The sequence below is a fragment of the Paraburkholderia caffeinilytica genome, assembly GCF_046030355.1.
In the GTDB taxonomy this organism is placed as follows: domain Bacteria; phylum Pseudomonadota; class Gammaproteobacteria; order Burkholderiales; family Burkholderiaceae; genus Paraburkholderia; species Paraburkholderia caffeinilytica_B.
In genome coordinates this window covers 1-21,598 of the sequence record NZ_JAQQCQ010000041.1, presented here as the reverse complement: position 1 = coordinate 21,598, position 21,598 = coordinate 1, and the positions used below count along the sequence as shown (strand labels likewise).

The 21,598-nt window shown below is 62.5% G+C and carries 14 protein-coding genes; 7 read left to right on the top strand and 7 right to left on the bottom strand.

Annotated features, from left to right (window positions below):
- Positions 1-32 precede the first annotated feature (32 nt).
- From PQQ95_RS35475 to PQQ95_RS35465, 3 genes are all read right to left on the bottom strand, one after another.
- Entirely contained in the window at positions 33-857 is an 825-nt protein-coding gene (locus PQQ95_RS35475) for an ATP-binding cassette domain-containing protein (protein WP_408446765.1), read from the bottom strand.
- Positions 858-870: 13 nt separating this feature from the next.
- A complete protein-coding gene (locus PQQ95_RS35470; RefSeq protein WP_408446763.1) occupies positions 871-2,046 on the bottom strand; it encodes an ABC transporter permease in 1,176 nt (391 codons plus the stop codon).
- A 220-nt stretch (positions 2,047-2,266) separates the two neighbouring features.
- Complete coding sequence (locus tag PQQ95_RS35465) at positions 2,267-3,313, bottom strand: sugar ABC transporter substrate-binding protein (RefSeq protein WP_408446762.1); 1,047 nt, start codon at positions 3,311-3,313, stop codon at positions 2,267-2,269.
- 277 nt (positions 3,314-3,590) lie between these two features.
- On the opposite strand from PQQ95_RS35465, the gene PQQ95_RS35460 reads away from it, so the two are divergent.
- From PQQ95_RS35460 to PQQ95_RS35445, 4 genes are all read left to right on the top strand, one after another.
- The gene (locus PQQ95_RS35460; protein WP_408446759.1) at positions 3,591-4,472 is read left to right on the top strand and encodes a MurR/RpiR family transcriptional regulator; all 882 of its coding nucleotides are present in this window, start codon (positions 3,591-3,593) and stop codon (positions 4,470-4,472) included.
- A complete protein-coding gene (iolG, locus tag PQQ95_RS35455; protein ID WP_408446756.1) occupies positions 4,465-5,481 on the top strand; it encodes an inositol 2-dehydrogenase in 1,017 nt (338 codons plus the stop codon). Before PQQ95_RS35460 ends, iolG begins: the two co-directional genes overlap by 8 nt.
- The gene (locus PQQ95_RS35450; protein ID WP_408446754.1) at positions 5,481-6,521 is read left to right on the top strand and encodes a Gfo/Idh/MocA family oxidoreductase; all 1,041 of its coding nucleotides are present in this window, start codon (positions 5,481-5,483) and stop codon (positions 6,519-6,521) included. The genes iolG and PQQ95_RS35450 overlap by 1 nt, the downstream gene beginning before the upstream one ends.
- Positions 6,522-6,658: 137 nt before the next feature.
- Positions 6,659-6,886, top strand: a complete 228-nt coding sequence (locus PQQ95_RS35445; protein WP_408446798.1) for a sulfurtransferase TusA family protein — start codon at positions 6,659-6,661, stop codon at positions 6,884-6,886.
- 140 nt (positions 6,887-7,026) lie between these two features.
- Here the strand turns inward: PQQ95_RS35445 and galU are convergent, their stop codons facing one another.
- Both galU and PQQ95_RS35435 read right to left on the bottom strand, forming a co-directional pair.
- Positions 7,027-7,908 (bottom strand): UTP--glucose-1-phosphate uridylyltransferase GalU, encoded by an 882-nt coding sequence (gene galU / locus PQQ95_RS35440; protein ID WP_408446752.1) that lies wholly within the window; start codon positions 7,906-7,908, stop codon positions 7,027-7,029.
- 74 nt (positions 7,909-7,982) lie between these two features.
- Complete coding sequence (locus PQQ95_RS35435; RefSeq protein ID WP_408446749.1) at positions 7,983-10,862, bottom strand: valine--tRNA ligase; 2,880 nt, start codon at positions 10,860-10,862, stop codon at positions 7,983-7,985.
- A 1,203-nt stretch (positions 10,863-12,065) separates the two neighbouring features.
- Here PQQ95_RS35435 and PQQ95_RS35430 point away from each other — a divergent pair.
- On the top strand, positions 12,066-14,417 hold the full coding sequence (locus PQQ95_RS35430; protein WP_408446746.1) for a UvrD-helicase domain-containing protein: 2,352 nt from the start codon (positions 12,066-12,068) through the stop codon (positions 14,415-14,417).
- Positions 14,414-15,325: a 5'-methylthioadenosine/adenosylhomocysteine nucleosidase gene (locus PQQ95_RS35425; RefSeq protein WP_408446743.1), complete on the top strand. Its 912-nt coding sequence runs from the start codon at positions 14,414-14,416 to the stop codon at positions 15,323-15,325. The genes PQQ95_RS35430 and PQQ95_RS35425 overlap by 4 nt, the downstream gene beginning before the upstream one ends.
- A 166-nt stretch (positions 15,326-15,491) precedes the next feature.
- Here PQQ95_RS35425 and PQQ95_RS35420 read toward each other — a convergent pair whose 3' ends face one another.
- Positions 15,492-17,396, bottom strand: a complete 1,905-nt coding sequence (locus tag PQQ95_RS35420; protein WP_408446740.1) for a propionate--CoA ligase — start codon at positions 17,394-17,396, stop codon at positions 15,492-15,494.
- Positions 17,397-17,714: 318 nt separating this feature from the next.
- Positions 17,715-18,983 carry an MFS transporter gene (locus tag PQQ95_RS35415; protein ID WP_408446737.1) on the bottom strand — a complete coding sequence of 423 codons (1,269 nt, stop codon included), beginning with the start codon at positions 18,981-18,983 and terminating at the stop codon, positions 17,715-17,717.
- A 532-nt stretch (positions 18,984-19,515) separates the two neighbouring features.
- Between PQQ95_RS35415 and PQQ95_RS35410 the strand changes: the two genes are divergently transcribed.
- Entirely contained in the window at positions 19,516-21,195 is a 1,680-nt protein-coding gene (locus PQQ95_RS35410) for a methyl-accepting chemotaxis protein (RefSeq protein ID WP_408446734.1), read from the top strand.
- The last annotated feature ends 403 nt before the right edge of the window (positions 21,196-21,598 follow it).

Below are 21,598 nucleotides of genomic sequence, written 5' to 3'. Positions count from 1 at the left end.
CACGGCAAGTGCCGGAAACCCGCGCGAATGAATCAGATCGTCGCGCCTTCGAGTTCGCCGATCATCTTCTGCATCTCGGCGCCGCCGGCCATCATGTCGAGCACTTCATCCTTGCTGATGGTGTCCTTCGTGAACGTGCCGAGCGATCTGCCGCGATTGAGCAGCGTGAACGAATCGCCGATCGGATAAGCGTGATGCACGTTGTGCGTGATGAAGATCACCGAGATGCCTTTCGCGCGCGCCGTGTGAATCAGCTTCAGTACGTTGAAGCTCTGCTTGACGCCGAGCGCGGCGGTGGGCTCGTCGAGAATCAGCACGCGCGCGCCGAAGTGAATCGCCCGCGCAATCGCCAGACATTGCTTCTCGCCGCCGGACATGGTGCCGATCGGCTGATGCGGATCGCGCACGTTGATGCCCATTTCGGCGAGCTTGTCGCGCGCGGTGGTGGCGCTGGTTTCGAGGTCCATCACCTTCAGGAACCCGAACAGTTTCTTTTGCGGCTCGCGGCCCATGAAGAAGTTGCGTGCCACCGAGAGCAACGGCACCAGCGCCAGATCCTGATAGACGGTGGCGATGCCGAGATCGAGCGCGTCTTTCGGCGACTCGAACAGCACCGGTTTGCCGTCGACCAGATACTGGCCGGACGAAGGCTGATGCACGCCGGCCAGGGTTTTGATCAGCGTCGATTTGCCCGCGCCGTTGTCGCCGAGCAGGCAATGCACTTCACCGCGCTTCAGACGCAAGGTCACGTCGCTTAACGCAATGACTTTGCCGAAGTACTTGCTGACGCTTTCGAGCGCGAGGATCACGTCGTCCTGCGGCGCAGCCGCGGTGTTCACGGTATTCGTATCGGACATGGTCGTCTCCTCGTTACGACTGCGCGACGCGGCGGCGCACGTAGTGATTGAACAGCACGGCGATCAGCAGCATCACGCCGAGGAACACGCGGAACCAGTCGGAGTCGACATTCGTGTAGGTAATGCCGATTTGCACCACGCCGAAGATCAGCGCGCCGAAGCAGGCGCCGATCACCGAGCCGTAGCCGCCGGTCAGCAGCGTGCCGCCGATCACGGCCGCGATGATGGCTTCGAATTCCGCCTGCAGCCCGCGGTCGGCCGCGGCCGACCCGATATCGCACACTTGCAGCACGGCGAACAGGCAGGCGCAGAATGCGGTCAGCACGAACAGCGAGATCTTCACGCGCCGCACCGGCACGCCGACATTTTTTGCCGCGTTGGCGTCGCCGCCAACCGCGAAAATCCAGTTGCCGAAGCGGGTTTTGGCGAGAGTGAACGCGCAGACCGCAGCCAGCGCGAACCACCAGAGCAGCACCTTCGGAATGCCCGGCACGAGCGGATTGCCGTTGTCGAGCAGCTTCACGATACCGATGTGGCCGAGCCAGACGAACAGGCCCCTGAACGCGACACCCTGGAACAAGGTATGGGCGAGCCAGTCGTGCGCGGCGACGTCGCCCACGCCGGAGATGATCGTGCGGTCGGCGAACATGACCGAGAGGGCCAGCGTGAGGCCACGCAGGATGAACAGGAACGCCAGCGTCACGATGAATGACGGCAGCCGCGTGCGCATCACCAGATAGCCGTTGAGGGCGCCGAGCAGCATCGATCCGGCAAACGCGAACACGATCGAAAGAGAGATCGGCCAATGGAAATACATGGTGGGCAGCGCGACCATCATGCCCGAGAAGCCGATCATCGAACCGATCGACAGGTCGAATTCGCCGGCGATCATCAGCATGCACGCGCCGACGGCGATCAGGCCGAGATACGCGGCCACTTGCGACCAGTTCATCACGCCGTCGAGATTGAACATGCCGGAGTTGCCGGCCGCAATCCCGAACACGAGGAACACCATCACGGTGCCGGCGAGGGCGGCGAATTCCGGGCGGTTCAGCAGATGCCGGAACCACGATTCCTCGCGCACACGCTCGTCGGACGCCGCAGGCGCATTGTTGGAGGTCGACGCCGTCGCGGTACTCGAAGGGGGCTGCTTGCGCGGATGAGGGTGGAAGGGGTTGGCTACGCCCATTGATGCTCTCCTTGATGCGCCAGGGGATGGCAGTCGCTAGCGGCCCGAAACGAACCGAACCGAACCGCTAGCGGCCCCATGGCGCGTAATGCACGTACAACGCACGTAAAACGTGACGAACGCGGACGTGGGGCGGCCTGGCCGGTTGCGGCCGGTCGCGTCCACTTTCTTCATACCTGCCGGAACGGTTCTCCCGTATCCGCACTTCCAGCGAAATGCGTTAGCGATACTGTCCGGCGTACTTGACCACCTTGTCGATATTGGCCTTGGTAATGAAGCCCGGGCCGGAACCGATATTGCGCGGCCCATAGGCCGGTGCCAGGCCGTAGGTGGCGAGGCGTTGCTGGAACTTCGGATTCGCCTCCAGGATCTGGCGGATCTTCGCCGGATCGGTGGTGTGCTCCTTCTTCACGATGGCCAGTACGGCGACCGGGATATAGCCCTGCAGGTAGGGTTGCTGGTCGATCGCGAACTGGATCGTGCCGTCCTGGATGCCCTTTGCGATGTCGCTGTCGAAATCGAACGTCGCGAACCAGACCTTGCCGGCGAGGCCCATCTGCTGCAGCGCCTTGATCGTGGGCGCGGCCGACAGCGGACCGAGGGTGAGCACGGCCTGGGTGTTCGGGTGGTTGCGCAGATACGCGCTCACTTTCGATTGCACGCCGGTCGGATCCTGACCGGCGTCGAGCGTGGAGGACTTGAAATCGACGCCGATGGCCTCGGCAAAGCCGCGGCAGCGTTCGAACGAAGCCGGGTTGGTCGCGTAGTGGTTCACGCACAGGAACGACTTGATGCCCGCTGCCTTCGCCTTTTCGCCCGCCGCCTTGCCCGCGGTGTATTCGGGCTGGCCGACGTGCATGATCGCGCCGAGTTGCGCGCTTTGCGCCTCAGTGCCGGAATTGATCGTGACGAGCGGGATATGTTTCTCGGTGACCTTGGCGATCGCGCTCTTGAGCACGTCGAAGTCGGCGATCGAGACGATCACGCCGTCGTAGTTGCGCGCGGCGGCCTGTTCGACCAGACGCGCCATGTCGGCGATGTCGCCGTTCGGCGGATTGCGGTAGTCGGTCTCGACGTTGAAGTCCTCGTCGGCCTGTTTGATGGCGTTCTTGATGGTGTTCCACCACGAATCCGAATCCGGCGCGTGGCTGATCAGCACGAAGTGAGCGTCAGCCGCGCGGGCGGCCGACGCCGCACCGAATCCCGTCGCCAACGTCAATGCCGTCACCAGAATCCTGAGCGTAGCCTTGCCCTTGCAAAGTCTCATTGTCTCCACCTTTCTCGGTCTGTCGTTATTGAAGGGAGCGTCTGGCGGGCGGCTTGCCGATTGCGTGCGTTGCGGCAGAGGCCAGCCGATGCACCATCGCTCACGTCCAAGATTAGGCCATCTTCCGACACGTTGCAATGAAAATTTCATGACAAATAAAAATGGAAAATACATTCCATTTGATGGGGCGCCTGCCTATAATCGGCAGCGTCAGGACGCTGTGCGGCATGGGCCGGAAGCGCCTTCTGCACCGCAATAAAGTAACGAAGAGAGAGCCATGGTGGAAGAGAGCACCGAAGACTTGCCGAGCGTCGAAGAATTGATGCAGCGCATCGCGGAAAACTACGAAGCGCTGCCGCGGCAATTGAAAAACGTCGCGACCTATATCGAGCAGCATCGCTCGAGCGTGATGGTGGATCGCACCAGCGATATCGCCGCGAGTTGCGGCGTGCATCCGTCCGCGGTGGTGCGCTTTGCGCAGCGCTTTGGCTTTTCCGGCTTCTCCGATCTGCAGGCGGTGTTTCGCCAGGCCTATACGGGGCAGGGCACGTCCTCGCCGAGTTATCAGCAGCGGATTCGCAAGTTGATCGACGAGAAGCCCGGTGCGTTGTCCGGTGGCGCGGTGGCGCGTGAATTTATCGCGGCCTCGCGTGGCGGTCTCGAAGAACTCGAAGCAGGTCTTGACGATACCCAGTTCGATGCCGCCGTGAAAATGCTGCAGCAGGCCGACAACATCTACGTGATCGGCGTGCGGCGCTCGTTTCCGGTGGCGAGCTATATCGTCTACGCGCTGCAGCACACCCCTAAGCGCGTCCATCTCGTCTCGGGTTTCGGCGGCATGTACCGCGAGCAGATTCGTAGCGTGAAGAAGGGCGACGTGGTGATCGCGATCAGCTTCGCGCCGTATGGCAAGGAAACGCAGTATTGCTTGCGCGTCGCACACCATCATCAGGCGAAGACGCTGGTTATTACGGATAGCCAACTGTCTCCGCTGGCGCGTTACGCCACCACCCAACTGTATGTGAAAGAGGGCAGCGCGTTTGCGTTCCGCTCGCTGACCAGCACGATCTGTTTGTGCCAGGCGTTGTTCATCGCGCTCGCGTACAAGCTCGAACTGAATGTTGAAGAATCCAAAGACACTGGAGGATACGATGACTGAGGCGGTAAAGACGATCGACGTAGCGGTATTCGGCGCGGGCCGTATCGGCAAGATTCATGCGGCGAATCTGGCGCGGCAGCCGGGCGTGCGGCTCAAGTATGTGGTCGATGTGAATCGCGAGGCAGCCGCGGCGCTCGCGGCCGAGCACGGCGCGCAGGTTGCGGATATCGAGGGTGCGATGGGCGATGCATCGATCGGCGCGACGGTGATCTGTTCGAGCACGGATACGCACGCGGAGCTGATCATGAAATCGGCCGCGCAGAAAAAACATGTGTTCTGCGAGAAGCCGGTCGATCTGACGCTGGAACGCGCACGGGCCTGCGCCGAGGCGGTGGAACGAGCGGGCGTGGTTTGCATGATCGGATTTCAGCGCCGCTTCGACCCGACCTTTTCCGCGTTGAAAGCACGGATCGATGCGGGCGAAATCGGCACGCCGGAAATGCTGGTGGTGACGAGCCGCGATCCGGGTGCGCCGCCGGTCGAGTACATCAAGCACTCGGGCGGCATCTTCAAGGACATGCTGATTCACGACTTCGACATCTTCCGCTGGATTCTCGACGACGAAGCCGACACGCTGCACGCCACCGGGAGTTGTCTGTCCGATCCGGCGATTGCCGAAGCGGGCGATATCGATTCGACTGCGGTGACGATCCGCACGAAGCACGGCCGCCTTTGCCAGATTAACACCGCGCGGCGTGCGGCCTATGGGTACGACCAGCGCTTTGAGGTGCTCGGCAGCACCGGCATGCTGCAGGCGGGCAATGTGCGGCCCACCGAGGTCACCGCGTATTCCAAAACCGAAGTGTCGACCGACGTGCCCGAGGCGTTTTTTCTCGAACGGTATCGCGCGGCATACGCATTGGAAATCGCACATTTCTTCGACGCGGTCACGCACGGCAAACCGGTGCGAACCACCGTCGCCGACGGGCTGAAAGCGCTCGAACTCGCGGATGCCGCGACGCGCTCGTGGCGCGAGGGTCGTGCGGTGAAACTCGGCGAGGCACTGTGATGACGGCGGCGACCGGGCGGCTTCGTTTGGGCGTGGTTGGCCTGGGGCGGTTGGGCAAACGTCACGCGGAGAATCTGGCCTATCGCGTGCCGGGTGCGGCGCTCGTGGCCGCTTGCAGTCCGGTGGAAGAGGAGCGGGCATGGGCGCGCGAGGCGTTGCACGAACCGCGTCTCTATGCCGACTATGCGGACCTGCTCGCCGATCGCGACGTGGACGCGGTGTGGCTCGTCACGCCGTCGTCCTTGCACGCGCAGCAGATTATCGATGCGTTGCGCGCCGGCAAACACGTGTTCTGCGAGAAGCCGCTGTCGCTGGATCTTGCCGAATGCGAGCGCGTACTGGCCGAGGCCACGCGTTATCCGCATCTGCAGGCCACGATCGGCTTCATGCGGCGTTTCGATCCGAGCTACAAGGATGCCTTCGACAAGATCGAAGCCGGCAAGATCGGCCGGCCGTTTCTGGTGCGTTCGCAGACCACCGATCAGAACGACAACGACGGCTTCTTCGTGCGTTTCGCGGCGACCTCAGGCGGCATCTTTCTGGACTGCACGGTGCACGACATCGACGTCGCGCGCTGGCTGCTCGGCAAGCCGCGCGCCAAACGCGTGTTTGCGGCGGGCGCGGTCGCCTTGCACGAGGGACTGCGGGCGTTCGGCGACGTCGACAACGGCGTGGCGATCTGCGAATTCGAGGACGGCAAGCTCGCGATGTTCTATGCGTCGCGCACCCAGGCTCACGGTAACGACACGCACAGCGAGGTGATCGGCACCGCCGGTGCGCTGGCGATCGGCCGCAATCCGCGTGCGAATCGCGTCGAGATCTACGACGCGACGGGTATCCGCAACGAATGCACGCCGACCTTCTTCGATCGTTTCGAGGATGCGTTTTTGCATGAGGCGCGCGCCTTCGTTGCGGCGGTGCAGGGCGGTGCGGCATCGAATGCGCAAGCCGGCGCTACGCTGGCCGATGCGCTCGAAGCGACGCGGATCGGCATGGCGTTGCGGCAGTCCCTGCAGAGCGGCGAGGCGGTTGCGTTGTAGGCGCTAAAACGCCGCTGGGTTGCGATAATCGACACGACAGCGTCACATCCGGCGGCTAAACGACGCCTGCTGTAGAATTTGACCCTCTGTCCGGCGTCGCTGACGACGCCTCATCCCGAAGGTCATCGTCGATGCAAATTCAGGTTCACAAGGAAGTCGATGCGCGTGGGCTGATGTGCCCGCTGCCCATTTTGCGCGCCAAGAAGGCGCTCGCCGACATGGAAAGCGGCCAGATTCTCAAGGTACTGGCTACCGATCCGGGTTCGCAGCGCGATTTCGCCGCGTTCGCCAAGCAAACCGGCAACGAAATCGTCGAAAGCTCGGTGCATGACAAGGTTTTTACCTTCTTGATGAAGCGCCGCTGAAATGCAAACAAAAGGCGCTGTGCCCGCGAATGCGGGGCACAGCGCCTTTTTTACGTCTGAGTGATGCGTATTGCGGCTTCTTGCGGCTGATGGCGAGAGGCTAACAGCGCAAACCGTGTTGCGCGCGGCTGTTCAGTTGCTCAGCCTTCCAGCACCGGCGAACGGGTACGCAGATATTCTTCGAAATCGGCGGCCACTTCCGGATGACGCAAAGCGAACTCGACCGTCGCCTTCAGATAACCCAGCTTGCTGCCGCAGTCGAAACGCGTGCCGTGGTACTTGTACGCCAGCACCTGTTCATCGGCGAGCAGCGATTGAATCGCGTCCGTCAACTGCAATTCGCCGCCCGCGCCCGGCTTCAGCGCGCGCAGATGTTCGAAGATGCGCGGCTTCAGCACATAGCGGCCCACCACGCCGAGATTCGACGGCGCGACGTTCGGCTCCGGCTTTTCGACGATGCCCGACATCTTGATGATCGAATCTTCCCACTCCTTGCCGTCGACGATACCGTAGGACTTCGTCTCCGAGTGCGGGATTTCTTCGACGCCGATCACCGAGCTGTGATAGTGGTCGAACACTTCGATCATCTGTGTCATCACGGGCGGGGTGCCGTACAGCAAGTCGTCCGCGAGGATGACGGCGAACGGGTTGTCGCCCACCAGTTTTTCGGCGCACATCACCGCGTGGCCGAGGCCGAGCGCTTCCGGCTGACGCACGTAGAAGCAGTCGACATGGCTCGGCTTGATGCTGCGCACCAGTTCCAGCAGCTTGTCCTTGCCGCGCGCTTCGAGTTCCGCCTCGATTTCGTATGACTTATCGAAATGGTCCTCGATCGCGCGCTTGCTGCGGCCCGTGACAAAGATCATTTCGGTGATGCCCGCCGCCATGGCCTCTTCCACCGCGTATTGAATCAGCGGCTTGTCGACGATCGGCAGCATCTCTTTCGGGCTCGCCTTCGTGGCAGGGAGGAACCGGGTGCCAAGACCTGCTACCGGAAAGACTGCTTTTGTAACTTTTAGCATGTGATTACCCTGAATCCTCTGGTTTCGCTTTGGGTCCTTGTCCGCCCACACCGGGGCGGACATGAAGCCCTCGATCAGGCCGGCAAACGAGCCAATTGGGCCTTCAGCTTGCCAATCGTGGTTTCGAATTCTGCCAGCCTTTTCTGCTCCTGCTCAACGACTGCCGGCGGCGCCTTTGCAACAAAGCTTTCATTCTGCAATTTGGCATTGCACTTGATGACTTCCGTGCCAAGCCGCGCAATCTCCTTCGACAGACGCTCGCGCTCGACGGCAACGTCGATTTCCACCTTCAGCACGAGCTTGTCATTCCCTACGATAGCAATTGGCGCGCCATCTGCCTGCGCATCCAGCGTTGCTTCGTCGGCAATGATCTGCACTTCCGACAAACGGGCCAATGCCTGAGCGTACGGCGCGAACGTGGAGAGACGCTCCGCGTTGCCGGTAGCGAGCAACGGCACCTTGACCGCCGGCGACAGATTCATCTCGCCACGCAGATTCCGGCACGCATCGATCACTGCTTTCAGGTCGGCCGCCCATTGCTCCGCTTCCTCGTCGATCTTCGACGGCTCTGCAACCGGGTAACGCTGCACCATGATGGATGCTTCGCCCTCGGCTTTGCCCTCGGGATAGCGCTCCGCCAACGGCGCTACTTTTTGCCACAGCGCTTCGGTGATGAACGGAATCACCGGATGCGCGAGGCGCAATACCGTCTCGAGTACGCGCAGCAGCGTGCGGCGCGTGGCGCGCTGCTGGTTCGGCTGACCCGTCTGGATCTGCACTTTGGCGAGCTCGAGATACCAGTCACAGTATTCGTCCCACACGAACTTGTATAGGGCGTTGGCCACATTGTCAAAACGATAGTCGGCGAAGCCCTTGGCGACTTCCGCTTCCACGCGCTGCAGACGCGAGACGATCCAGCGGTCGGCCGCCGAGAAATTCAGGTGGCCGTCCGGACCGCATTCGCCGCATTGCTCCGGCTTGCCGAAACCGCAATCGTGGCCTTCGCAATTCATCAGCACGAAACGGGTGGCATTCCACAGTTTGTTGCAGAAGTTGCGATAGCCTTCGCAGCGCGCCAGATCGAAATTGACGTTGCGGCCCAGCGTGGCCATTGACGCCATCGTGAAGCGCAGCGCGTCCGTGCCGAACGCCGGAATGCCGTCCGGGAATTCCTTGCGGGTTTTCTTTTCGATCGACGCAGCCTGCTTCGGATTCATCAGGCCGGTGGTGCGCTTGGCCACCAGCGCGTCGAGCTCGATGCCGTCGACGATATCGATCGGGTCGAGCGTATTGCCCTTGCTCTTCGACATCTTCTGGCCTTCGGCGTCGCGCACGAGACCATGCACGTAGACCGTATCGAACGGCACCTTGCCCGTGAAGTGCGTGGTCATCATGACCATGCGCGCAACCCAGAAGAAAATGATGTCGAAGCCGGTGACCAGCACCGACGAAGGCATGAAGTGCTTCAGTTCCGGCGTCTCGGCTGGCCAGCCGAGCGACGAGAACGGCACCAGAGCAGACGAGAACCACGTGTCGAGCACGTCTTCGTCGCGCTTGAGCGAGCCCGTGTAACCGGCTTCGGCCGCTTTCTCGCGCGCGCCTTCTTCGGTCTTGGCGACGAAGATTTCACCGTTTTCGCCGTACCACGCCGGGATCTGATGGCCCCACCAGAGTTGGCGCGAGATGCACCAGTCCTGGATGTTTTCGAGCCACTGGTAATACGTGGTGGTCCAGTTTTCCGGCACGAACCTGATTTCGCCGCTGCGAACCACGTCCAACGCCGTTTCCGCGATCGATTTGCCCGGATTGAAGGTGCCTTCCGGCGCCGGCTTGCTCATGGCGACGAACCATTGGTCCGTCAGCATCGGCTCGATTACGACGCCCGTGCGGTCGCCGCGCGGCACCATCAGCTTGTGCGGCTTGACCGATTCGAGCGCGCCGAGCGCTTCGAGGTCGGCTACGACCTGCTTGCGGGCTTCGAAACGGTCCTGTCCGCGATATTTTTCCGGCGCGTTGTCGTTGATCTTCGCGTTGAGCGTGAGGATCTCGATCATCGGCAGCTTGTGGCGCAGGCCGACCTGATAGTCGTTGAAATCGTGCGCGGGCGTGACCTTGACCACGCCGGTGCCGAATTCGCGGTCGACGTAGTCGTCGGCGATGATCGGGACTTCGCGGCCGGAGAGCGGCAGCGTGACCGTCTTGCCGATCAGGTGCGCATAGCGTTCGTCTTCCGGATGGACCATCACGGCGGTATCGCCGAGCATGGTTTCCGGGCGCGTGGTGGCGACCGTCAGATGGCCCGAGCCGTCCGTGAGCGGATACTGGATATGCCAGAGGTGGCCGTTTTCTTCTTCGCTGACCACTTCGAGATCGGAGACGGCGGTGAGCAGCACCGGATCCCAGTTCACGAGGCGCTTGCCGCGATAGATCAGGCCTTGTTCATACAGGCGGACGAAGACGTCGCGCACGGCGGCCGACATTTTGTCGTCCATCGTGAAATATTCGCGCGACCAGTCGATCGACGCGCCCAGGCGGCGCACCTGATTCGTGATGGTCGAGCCGGATTCCTGCTTCCATTCCCAGACGCGTTCGGTGAACTTTTCACGGCCGAGGTCGTGGCGCGAGACGCCTTGGGCGTCCAGTTGGCGTTCGACGACGATTTGCGTGGCGATACCCGCGTGGTCCGTGCCCGGCACCCAGAGGGTGTTTTCGCCGAGCATGCGGTGATAGCGGGCGAGGCCGTCCATGATCGTCTGGTTGAAGGCGTGGCCCATGTGCAGGGTGCCCGTGACGTTCGGCGGCGGCAACTGGATCGAGAAGTCTTTCTTGTTCTCGTCGAAGCTGGCTGCCGCGTAGGCGCGCTTTTCCCATTCGGGGCCCCAATGGGCCTCGATGGTGTGGGGCTCGAAGCTTTTGGCAAGCGTGGAGGTCGGGTCGCTCGGGGTCTCGCTCATTTCTGTCCGTCTGCTGGTGGATGCAAAGAATGCTCGATTATAAGCGGCGCTGCGCGCCCGGGGCTTGGGGGGTGGGTTTTTGGCTGTTTGGAGGGTGTTGGTTGGGCTGTTTTTTGGCCTGCGCGGCGCTTGTTTGTTTGCTTTTCTATGATGGGGGGGTCTTTGTCTGGCTTCTATGGGGGTTGGCCTTTCCTTGTTTTCTTATTGGTTTATTAGCGTCGCCCCTGTGCGGGGCGGCACTTACTTCTCTTTGCCGCCGCAAAGAGAAGTAGGCAAGAGAAAGCGGCTCACACCGCTAGCGCATAAGCGGGTCCCCCGCGCAGTTACGGTAGTGGTGCATCTGGAATCCGTGTTCTCGCACATTTGGCGGTAGTGACAAAGGAGTCATACTTCCGGCGGCGCTGCGCGCGCCGTGGCGGTAGTTCATCAAACCAGCCAGCGTTTTTATGTGGTAATTCACGAAGTGCCCTCGGTCCGGAACCCCGGCTCCTCAAAAGGCAGTTTGCCGCGCCCGATGCCTGCGGCGCTTTACAAAACCACCGCCGGAGCTCGTTGCCCCGGGTACTTCACCGCGGTACTTCAAAATGCAGCTTGCTGTTTTTAGCGTCCAGGCGCGCTTCGCATGCTGCTGGCCATGCTCGACGTCGGTAGTCTTCCCAAAGCACTCACGCGGCTAGCGCATCGCCGAGGCGAAGCCGACGACTCTCACCACGCTCAAACGAAGTCCCTTGTTCGCGCTAGACCCTTCCGGCGAGCACGCAGTGCAAGACGGGAAATATGACGGCCTTGTCACGAACGCGGAGTGTGCGAGGGCACGGATTCCAGATGCACCACTACCGTGGCTGCGCGGGGGACCCGCTTAAGAGTTCGCGGTTTGAGCCGCTTTCTCTTGCTTACTTCTCTTTGCGGCGGCAAAGAGAAGTAAGTGCCCGCCCCGCACAGGGGCGACACTAATAGACCAATAACAAAACAAGGAAAGGCCAAAGAACCCAGACCCACCAAAGATGGCAAACACTAACAAACCAATAAGAATTCAAGGAACGGCCAAGAACCAAAAAAACCAAAGCCCAAAGAACCCAGATCAAGGAAAGACCAACCCCATAGGCGCACAACACCAAGCGCCGCGAAGGCAAAAAAACAACCCCAAAACCCCAACCCCGGAGGGGCATATAATGTCGAACGCCCTCGCCGTCCTCCCAAAAAATGCCCGATCTGCTAGCCAATCTAAACCCCGAACAACACGCCGCCGTCACGCTCCCCAACGAGCCAGCGCTCATCCTCGCAGGCGCGGGCAGCGGCAAAACCCGCGTTCTCATCACGCGCATCGCGTGGCTCATCCAGCACGGTCTGGCGTCGCCCGCCACCATCCTGGCGGTGACCTTCACCAATAAAGCCGCCCGCGAAATGATGTCGCGTCTGTCGGCACTCTTGCCGATCGACACCCGTGGCATGTGGATCGGCACCTTCCACGGCCTGTGCAACCGCATGCTCCGCGCGCACCATCGCGACGCCGGCTTGCCCGCCACCTTCCAGATTCTCGATACCGCGGACCAGCTTTCCGCGATCAAGCGTCTGATGAAGGGTCTTAACATCGACGATGAAAAGTACCCGGCGAAAAATCTCCAGTACTTCATCAACAATTCCAAGGAACAGGGCCTGCGCCCGAAAGACGTCGACGCGACCGACAACTTCAATCGCAAATTTGTCGAGCTCTACGAGGCCTACGATCAGCAGTGCCAGCGCGAAGGCGTGGTCGACTTCCCGGAACTGCTGCTGCGCTGCTTCGAACTGCTCGCGCACAATCCGCCGCTGCGCGCCCACTATCAGGCGCGCTTCAGGCACATCCTCGTCGACGAGTTTCAGGACACCAACAAGCTGCAATACGCGTGGCTGAAACTGCTGGCCGGCCAGACCAACTCGATCTTCGCAGTGGGCGACGACGATCAGTCGATCTACGCGTTCCGTGGCGCGAACGTCGGCAACATGCGCGACTTCGAACACGAGTTCAACGTCCGGCACATGATCAAGCTGGAGCAGAATTACCGCTCGCACGGCCATATCCTCGACGCGGCCAATCAGCTGATCGCCAATAACTCGCGACGTCTGGGCAAGAATCTGCGTACCGACGCGGGTCACGGCGAACCGGTGCGCGTCTACGAGTCCGCCACCGATACGCAGGAGGCCGGCTGGATCGTCGAGGAAATCAAGGCGCTGATCAGCACCGGCACGTCGCGCAGTGAAATCGCCATCCTGTATCGCAGCAACGCGCAGTCGCGCACGATCGAACACACGCTGGTCAATGCGGGCATCGCATACCGGGTGTACGGCGGTCTGCGCTTTTTCGAACGTCAGGAAGTCAAGCACGCGCTCGCCTATCTGCGCCTGATCGACAATCCGAACGACGACACCGCGTTCGCCCGCGTCGTCAATTTCCCCACGCGCGGCATCGGTGCGCGCTCGATCGAGCAACTTGCCGATGCAGCGCGTTTGTACAACTGTTCGATGGCTGCGGCGATTCCGTATGTCGCGGGTAAGGCGGGGTCGAGCCTCGCGAGTTTCGCGAACCTGATCGGCAAAATGCGCGCGGAAACGCAGCAGATGAGCCTGCCGGAAACGGTCGAATACGTGGTTCGCACGAGCGGCCTCACGGAGTTTTATCAGAACGAACGCGAAGGCCAGGACCGGCTGGAGAACTTGCAGGAACTGGTCAACGCGGCCGCTGCTTTCGTCAGCGAAGAAGGCTACGGCATGGATACGCCGGCGCGCTCGATTCCGCTGCGCCCGGGCGCGACCACGGCGCCCGAATTGGCCGTCGCCACGGATGATCCGAATACCGTCGTGCTGGACGCGCCGGGCATCGCCGACCCGGCGCAAAACCCGGACACGATGACGCCGCTTGCCGGTTTCCTGTCGCATGCATCGCTGGAAGCGGGCGACAACCAGGCGCAAGCCGGTCAGGAAGCCGTGCAGTTGATGACGGTGCACGCGGCCAAGGGCCTCGAGTTCACGGCGGTGTTCATCACCGGGCTGGAAGAAGGGCTGTTCCCGCATGAAAACAGCGCGATGGAGTCGGACGGGCTGGAGGAAGAACGCCGTCTGATGTACGTGGCGATCACGCGGGCCAAGGAGCGTTTGTATCTGTCGTTTGCGCAGAGCCGGATGCTGCACGGCCAGACGCGTTACAACATCCGCTCGCGCTTCTTCGACGAACTGCCGCAGGAAACCCTCAAGTGGCTCACGCCGAAGGTCGAGGCGGGCGCGCGCTGGGGCGGCCGCTCGGATAACGCCGGTTATGGTCGCGACTGGTTCGCACGGCCGGGTTACACGGGCCCTGCGTCGTCGACGCCGGCGCCGTTGCCGGCCTTTGCGAACGAACAGCGCGCGGCTGAAACGGGTTTTCGTGTCGGTCAGCAGGTGTTCCACACCAAGTTCGGGGAAGGCACGATCACGGCGCTGGAAGGCGGCGGCACGGATGCCAAGGCCCAGGTGAAATTCAAGCGTCACGGCGAGAAGTGGCTGGCGCTGGCGGTCGCCAAATTGCAGGCGGTTGAATGAGCACGGGCGGGAGACGCGCGGCAGGGGCGGATGGCGCAGGTGTAGCAGGTTCGGGTTCCGGCGCCGCCGCCGCAGTTGCAACCGGTTCGAACCCGGCTGCTGCCGTGACCGCCAGCATCGATCCAAATCGCAGCGGCGCGCCGGTTTCGCATCGTCCGCTTGGCATTCTGGCGGCCTTGCCGCAGGAACTCGGCGATCTGATCGAAGCGATGCGCGCCGAATCCGGCGTGCGCACGATCACGCATGGTCAGCGTGACTATCATCTCGGCACCGTGCGTGGCGCGCCATGCGTGGTGACGCTCGCGCGTGTCGGTAAGGTCGCGGCGGCGGCTACCGTCAGCGCGCTGATCCATGCGTTCGACGTCGAGGCAGTCGTGTTTACGGGTGTCGCGGGTGGCGTGGGGGTGGAAGTGCGGGTCGGCGATATCGTCGTCGCCAACGCGCTGATGCAGCACGATCTCGACGCGTCGCCGCTGTTTCCGCGCTTCGAAGTACCGTTGCTCGGCGTGTCGCGCTTCGCAGCCGATGCAGCGCTCGCCGATCAACTGGCCGCTGCGTGCGAGCGTTTCGTCGCGGAAGACGGTGTGGCATCGGCGGCGCGGTTTGGCACGCAGACGCCGCGCGTGCATCGCGGCTTGATCATCAGCGGCGATCAGTTCGTCGCGAGTGCCGCGGGCGTCAAAGCCTTGCGCGACGCGCTGCCGGATGCCCTCGCGGTCGAGATGGAGGGCGCGGCGATCGCGCAGATCTGTTACGAGTACGGCGTGCCGTGCGCAGTGGTGCGCACCATCTCCGACACCGCCGACGATCATGCGCCGCAATCGTTCGTGTCGTTTCTCACGGAGATTGCCGGAACGTATTCGAATGCGATTCTGACGCGGTTTCTTGAGGCGCGTAGCGCGGTTTGAAACCCGCCTCTGACATACGCGTGCTCATGCCAGTCTGATCGCAGGCTAGCGTGCGGACCGCCGTACGCGTGTCAGGCAGGCTTACGAGGTCAGGCTCGGTCAGAGCCATGCTCAAGTGAACAAGTCGATTCTCTGCAGACTGCCAGATCGTCAGTCCCGCCCGAGGCTAGCCTTTCCCTGAACCGTCCAGCGCCTCGCGCACCTGCTGCAAAGCGGCCGGATCCTCGATCGTCGGCAGATCGCCCGGTTCGCGTCCCTCGGCCAGCGCCGCAATCGCGCGGCGCAGCAGCTTGCCGGAGCGCGTCTTCGGCAGCATCGACACGATCACCACACGCGCCGGCCGCGCAATCGCGCCGAGCTGGCGGTCGACCGCCGCCGCGAGTTCGGTTTCCAGTTTCGCTCGCGACTTGTCGCCCGCAAAGGCTTGCGCGTCGCGCAGCACCACGAAGGCCATCGCCGCCTGACCTTTCAGCGCATCTGTCACGCCGACCACCGCGACTTCCGCGACCGCCGCGTGGCTCGACAACGCTTCCTCGATTTCTCGTGTGCCGAGCCGATGGCCGGCGACGTTGATCACGTCGTCGGTACGGCCGAGGATCGTTACGTATCCGTCTTCATCCTGAATGCCCCAGTCGAAGGTCGAGTAGGCCTGCTGGTTCGGAATGCTCGACCAGTACGTGCTGACAAAGCGTTTATCGTCGCCCCATACCGTCGACATGCAGCCGGGCGGCAGCGGATAGCCCAGCGTGAGCACACCCTTTTCGCCCGCTGGGCAGGGCTCGCCCGTCAGTTCGTTACGTAAGGTCAGATTGAAGCCGGCCGAGGGCACGCCCGGCGAGCCGAGCCGGGTGGGCAGCGCTTCGACGCCGCGCGGGATCGCCAGCATCGGCCAGCCGGTTTCGGTCTGCCAGTAGTTGTCGATCACGGGTTTGCCGAGCGCGTTGGTGATCCATGTGGCGGTCGGTTCGTCGAGCGGCTCGCCGGCGAGGAACAGCGTGCGCAGGCTCGATAGATCGGACTTTTTCAACAGCGCCGGGTCCTGCTTTTTCAGCACGCGCAAGGCGGTGGGCGCGGTGAACATCAGATTGATCTTGTGTTGCTCGACGAGGCGCCACCAGATGCCGCCGTCCGGACGAATCGGCGTGCCTTCGTACATCACCGTGGTGAGCCCCGCGATCAGCGGCGCATAGACGATGTAGCTGTGGCCGACCACCCAGCCCACGTCCGACGCGGTGAACATCGTGTCGCCGGCCTTGCCCTGAAAGATGTGTTCCATCGATGCCGCCAGCGCCACCGCATAGCCGCCGACGTCGCGTTGCACGCCTTTCGGCTTGCCGGTCGTGCCCGACGTGTACAGCACATACGAGGGTTCGTTCGATTCGAGCCATTCGCACGGCACATGCGCGTCGAAAAACTGTTCGCGCAACGGTTCGTAAGCGACGAGATAGCTCGCGTTCAGGCGCTCGGGGGAGAGCTGCCGGTCGATCAGCAGCACGTGCGGCGTCTTATGGGCCGCGCGCGCAAGCGCTTCGTCCACTAGCGGCGTGTAGTCGATCACTTTGCCGCCGCGCGCGCCGGCGTCGGCGGTTACGATCAGCACAGGTTTTGCGTCGTCGATGCGAGCCGCCAGATTGGGGGCCGCAAAGCCGCCGAACACCACCGAGTGGATCGCACCGAGCCGCGCGCACGCGAGCATCGCGAACAGCGCCTCGGGGATCATCGGCAGATAGAGCAGCACGACGTCGCCGCGCTTGACGCCCAGCGAGCGCATGACCGCGGCCATGCGATTGATTTCCGCATACAGCTCGGCGTAGGTATAGCGCCGCTCGATACCGGTTTCGGTCGACACATACACCAGCGCATTTTGCTGCGCGCGCTCGGCCAGATGCCGGTCTACCGCGTTATGGCACAGATTGGTGCGGCCGCCGACGAACCAGCGCGCGAACGGCGGATTCGAGCGGTCGAGCACCGTATCGAATGGCGTATGCCAATGAATCCGCTGCGCCTGCTCACGCCAGAATGCTTCGGGTTGCTCGATCGAACGGCGGTGGAAGTCGCGGTAGGTGGGCATCGGCGGCGATCCTTCTGCTGCGTGAGTGAACGGATGTCGGGTCGTGCGGCTGTCAGGCGTGGCGAGAGAGCCGGTCGTATATCCGCACAAGGATAGAGCAGCAGCCGGTCTGCGGACAACGCGGGTTCACCATGAGCGAGGACGGCCCGCGGATTCGGCCGGCTGAGCAGGTGAGAGGCGGCGGCCAATGAACCAACGGCAAGCTGCCGCGGGCTGGGAGCGATGACGGCGGCCGCCCACAAGCAACCGTGACATTCCGTCGCCCACAGAAAAAGGCGCCGCAGCGCCTTTTTCTTCATGCAACCGGAAGCGAGCCCATCACGCTTTCGCGCGTTTGCCTTCGACATCCGGCAGAAACATCGTCAACAGGCCGATCAGCGGCAGGAACGAGCAGACCTTATACACATAGGTAATGCTGGTAGCGTCCGCCAACTGGCCGAGCACGGCGGCGCCGATCCCGCCCATGCCGAATGCGAAACCGAAGAAGAGACCCGCGACCATGCCGACCTTGCCTGGGATCAGTTCCTGCGCATAGACAAGGATCGCCGAGAACGCCGAGGCCAGCACGACACCGATGATCACCGTCAGCACGTCGGTCCAGAACAGATTGGCGTACGGCAGCAGCAGCGTGAACGGCGCGACGCCGAGGATCGACACCCAGATCACATACTTGCGGCCGATCCTGTCGCCGATCGGACCACCGATCACCGTGCCTGCCGCGACCGCCGCGAGGAACACGAACAGGTGGACCTGAGCGGCCTGCACGGGCAGGTGGAACTTGTCGATCAGATAGAACGTGAAGTAGCTGTTGATGCTGGCGAGGTAGAAATACTTCGAGAACACCAGCAGCATCAGCACGCCCATCGCGAACATGACCTGGTTGCGCGACAGCGTCGCGTGACTAGTCTGGCTGCGCGTCTTCTTCACGGCGGGATGCTGTTTGTACCAGCGGCCGATCTGCGTGAGCACGACGATGGCGACCAGCGCCGCCACCGAGAACCACGCGATGCTGCGCTGGCCGTGCGGAATCACGATCAACGCGGCGAGCAGCGGTCCGAGCGACGAACCCGCATTGCCGCCCACCTGGAACAGCGACTGCGCCAGACCATGCCGGCCGCCCGAGGCCATGCGCGCCACCCGCGACGATTCCGGATGGAACACCGACGAACCGCAGCCGACCAGCGCCGCCGCCACCAGCAGCACGCCGAAATTCGGCGCGACCGACATCAGCAGCAGGCCGGCGAGCGTGAAGCCCATGCCGACCGGCAGCGAATAGGGCTTCGGATGCTTGTCGGTATAACTGCCGACCAGCGGTTGCAGCAGGGACGCGGTGATCTGGTAAGTCAGCGTAATCAGGCCGATTTGTCCGAAGGACAGCGAAAAGTTGTCTTTCAGCATCGGGTAGATCGCCAGAATCAACGACTGGATCATGTCGTTGAGCAGGTGCGAAAAGCTGATCGCGCCCAGTACGGAGTAGACCGTGCGCTGGACTTTGGCGGCCGGCTGGGCGCCGGGAGCGGAGTTGGCAGGACTGGCGGGAGAGGCTGAGGCGCCGGCGAGGGCGCTTTTGTCGAGGCTCGTTTCCATACGCTAGATGAGAGAGGAGAGAGTGAAAGATCATGATTCACGGCTGCCGACACGTCGCGATTTCCGACGTTCGCGTGCCTGTGCGTAACTTGCCAGGTTGCCGCGGCATTTCGACGCGGCGCCGGGTGTTGTCAGCTATTTGTTGAAGTTTAATGTGGCTTGCGCGAATTGTAAGGACAAGATTTGTCGAGAATCGGACACGGGTTGCGGTTTTCATGCGCCAGAGATGTGCCAAAACCAGAAGCGAGGCGCACTGCGGCGGTGCCTGTCAAGCGTATTGAGCATGTTTGCGCGTGGTGGGCAAGTCGTCGGATAAAAGCGGTTTCGGGGATTTTTGGCCGTGTATAAAACGGTCGCGGGCGCGAAGCTTACAAAGCGACGCGTCGAGGACCGGGCGCGACAATCGGCATCAGGCGAGGGCATCAGGCGAGCGGCGTTAAAGATCGCGGACGTTTGTGCCGTAGACCCGGAGAGATAAGTATTAATGCCGGAACCGACCTTTCCGGCAGTTCGACACGTGGGGACGAGGAATATGAAAGCAGTTTCGCTGGGTGGCCAGACGGGCGCGGGGTTCGTACCGGAGGGAGAAGCGACGGGCAAGCCGTCGCCGTCGCGTGGCCAGGGCAGCCGCTCGCGTGCTGTGCGGCTCAAGGGCTTGTCAGTGAAGGCGACGTTGCGGCTGGCGTTTGCCGTGCTGCTGATCGGCACGCTCGCGATCGGCGTGTTTTCGCTGACCCAGATCAGCCGCCTGAACGCCTCCGCCCAATCGATCTACGACCAGGGTCACGTGGCGAGCCGTGCTGCCGAAGAGGCGCGTGGCCACATGCTGCGCGCAAGCCGTGCGCAAAAAATGCTGCTGACCGCGACCACCGCGAAGGAGCGCGACGATCTCGGCGCCGACATCGACAAGGGTTTGAGTGGTCTCGCGCAAGAACTCGGCACGCTGCAGGAGTACGTCGACACATCCGACGGCAAGGCGGTCGATCAGCAGAAGAAATTCGCCGCGGCCGTCGCGGTGTGGAGCGGCCATTTGCGCGACTTCGTGACGCTTGTGAAAGCGCAGCCGCTCGATCTTTCGCAGATGAACTGGCAGGTCGGTACACAGGACGTCTCCTTGCTGGTCGAGACCGGCAAGCTCGAAAAGCTCGTCGACGAACTGGTTGCGCAGCGCGGCACGGCCGCGAAGGCGACCATCGAGGCATCGGGTTTTATTTTCCATTCGTCGTTCGTGATGATCGCGGTGATGACGGTCGCGCTGATCGCGTTGGCGTTCGGCATTAGCGAATGGGTGGTGCGGCGCCTGGCCGGCCAGCTCGGCGGCGAGCCGGCGTATGCCAAGGAGATTGCGAGCCGGATCGCGGCCGGCGATCTGTCGAATCAGATCGCGTTGGGCCGCAAGGACAAGTCGAGCATGCTGTACGCGCTGCACGACATGCAAAGCGGCCTCGCGACGACCGTGTCCGACATTGCCTCGAGTGCGGACGCGATCGCGACGGCGTCGGGCGAAATTTCGATGGGCAATCTGGACCTGTCGCAGCGCACCGAGCAGCAGGCGATGGCGCTCGAGCGGACCGCGAGCAGCATGGAGCAGTTGACCTCCACGGTGCGGCAGAACGCCGACAACGCCAAGCAGGCGAGCACGCTGGCCAACAATGCCTCGGAGATTGCCGAGAAGGGCGGCGACGTCGTGAGCCGCGTGGTTGCGACGATGAATGAGATCAACGACAGCGCGCGGAGCATTGGCGACATCATCGGCGTGATCGAGGGGATTGCGTTCCAGACCAACATTCTGGCGCTGAACGCAGCGGTGGAAGCCGCCCGCGCCGGCGAGGAAGGCCGCGGCTTCTCCGTGGTCGCCGCGGAGGTGCGCAATCTCGCTCAGCGCAGCGCCGCTGCCGCCAAGGAGATCAAGGGCTTGATCAGCACGTCGGTGGAGCGAGTGAGCAACGGCTCGACGTTAGCCCAGGACGCCGGCCAGACGATGGACGAAGTCGTCAAGGCCGTAAAGCGCGTGACCGACATCATGGGCGAGATTTCCGCGGCGTCATCGGAACAGAGTGCTGGCATTGAGGAAATCAATCTCGCGGTGACACAGATGGATTCCGGAACTCAGCAGAACGCCGCGCTAGTCGAGCAGGCCACCGCCGCAGCCCGATCGCTGGACGACCAGGCACGCGGCCTGAAGCAGATGGTCGGAAAATTCAGGCTATAAAACGGCGGAACCCCCTGTCCGAAGCCCGGCAACGAAGCCCGCGACCGAAGCACCCCCTCGGCGCGGGCACCCGCCGAGGCGAAGCTGAAGAACCGAAGAACCGAAGAACCGAAGAACCGAAGAGCCGAAGAGCCGAAGAACCGAAGAGCCGAAGAGCCGAAGAGCCGAAGAGCCGAAGAGCCGAAGAGCCGACCACTCCCTGACATCAACAGAAGCCCTTGGTTTCCCAGGCAGCCCCATCCGCGACGCACGCAGTGCGAAGTGGGCGCTGACGAGCCCCTTGTCACTAACGCTGAAGGTGCGAGAACACAGATTCCAGATGCACCACTACCGAGGCTGTGCGAGGGCCCCGCTTATGAGCTAGCGGTGTGAGCCGCTTTCTTTGCTTATCTTTCTTTGCGGC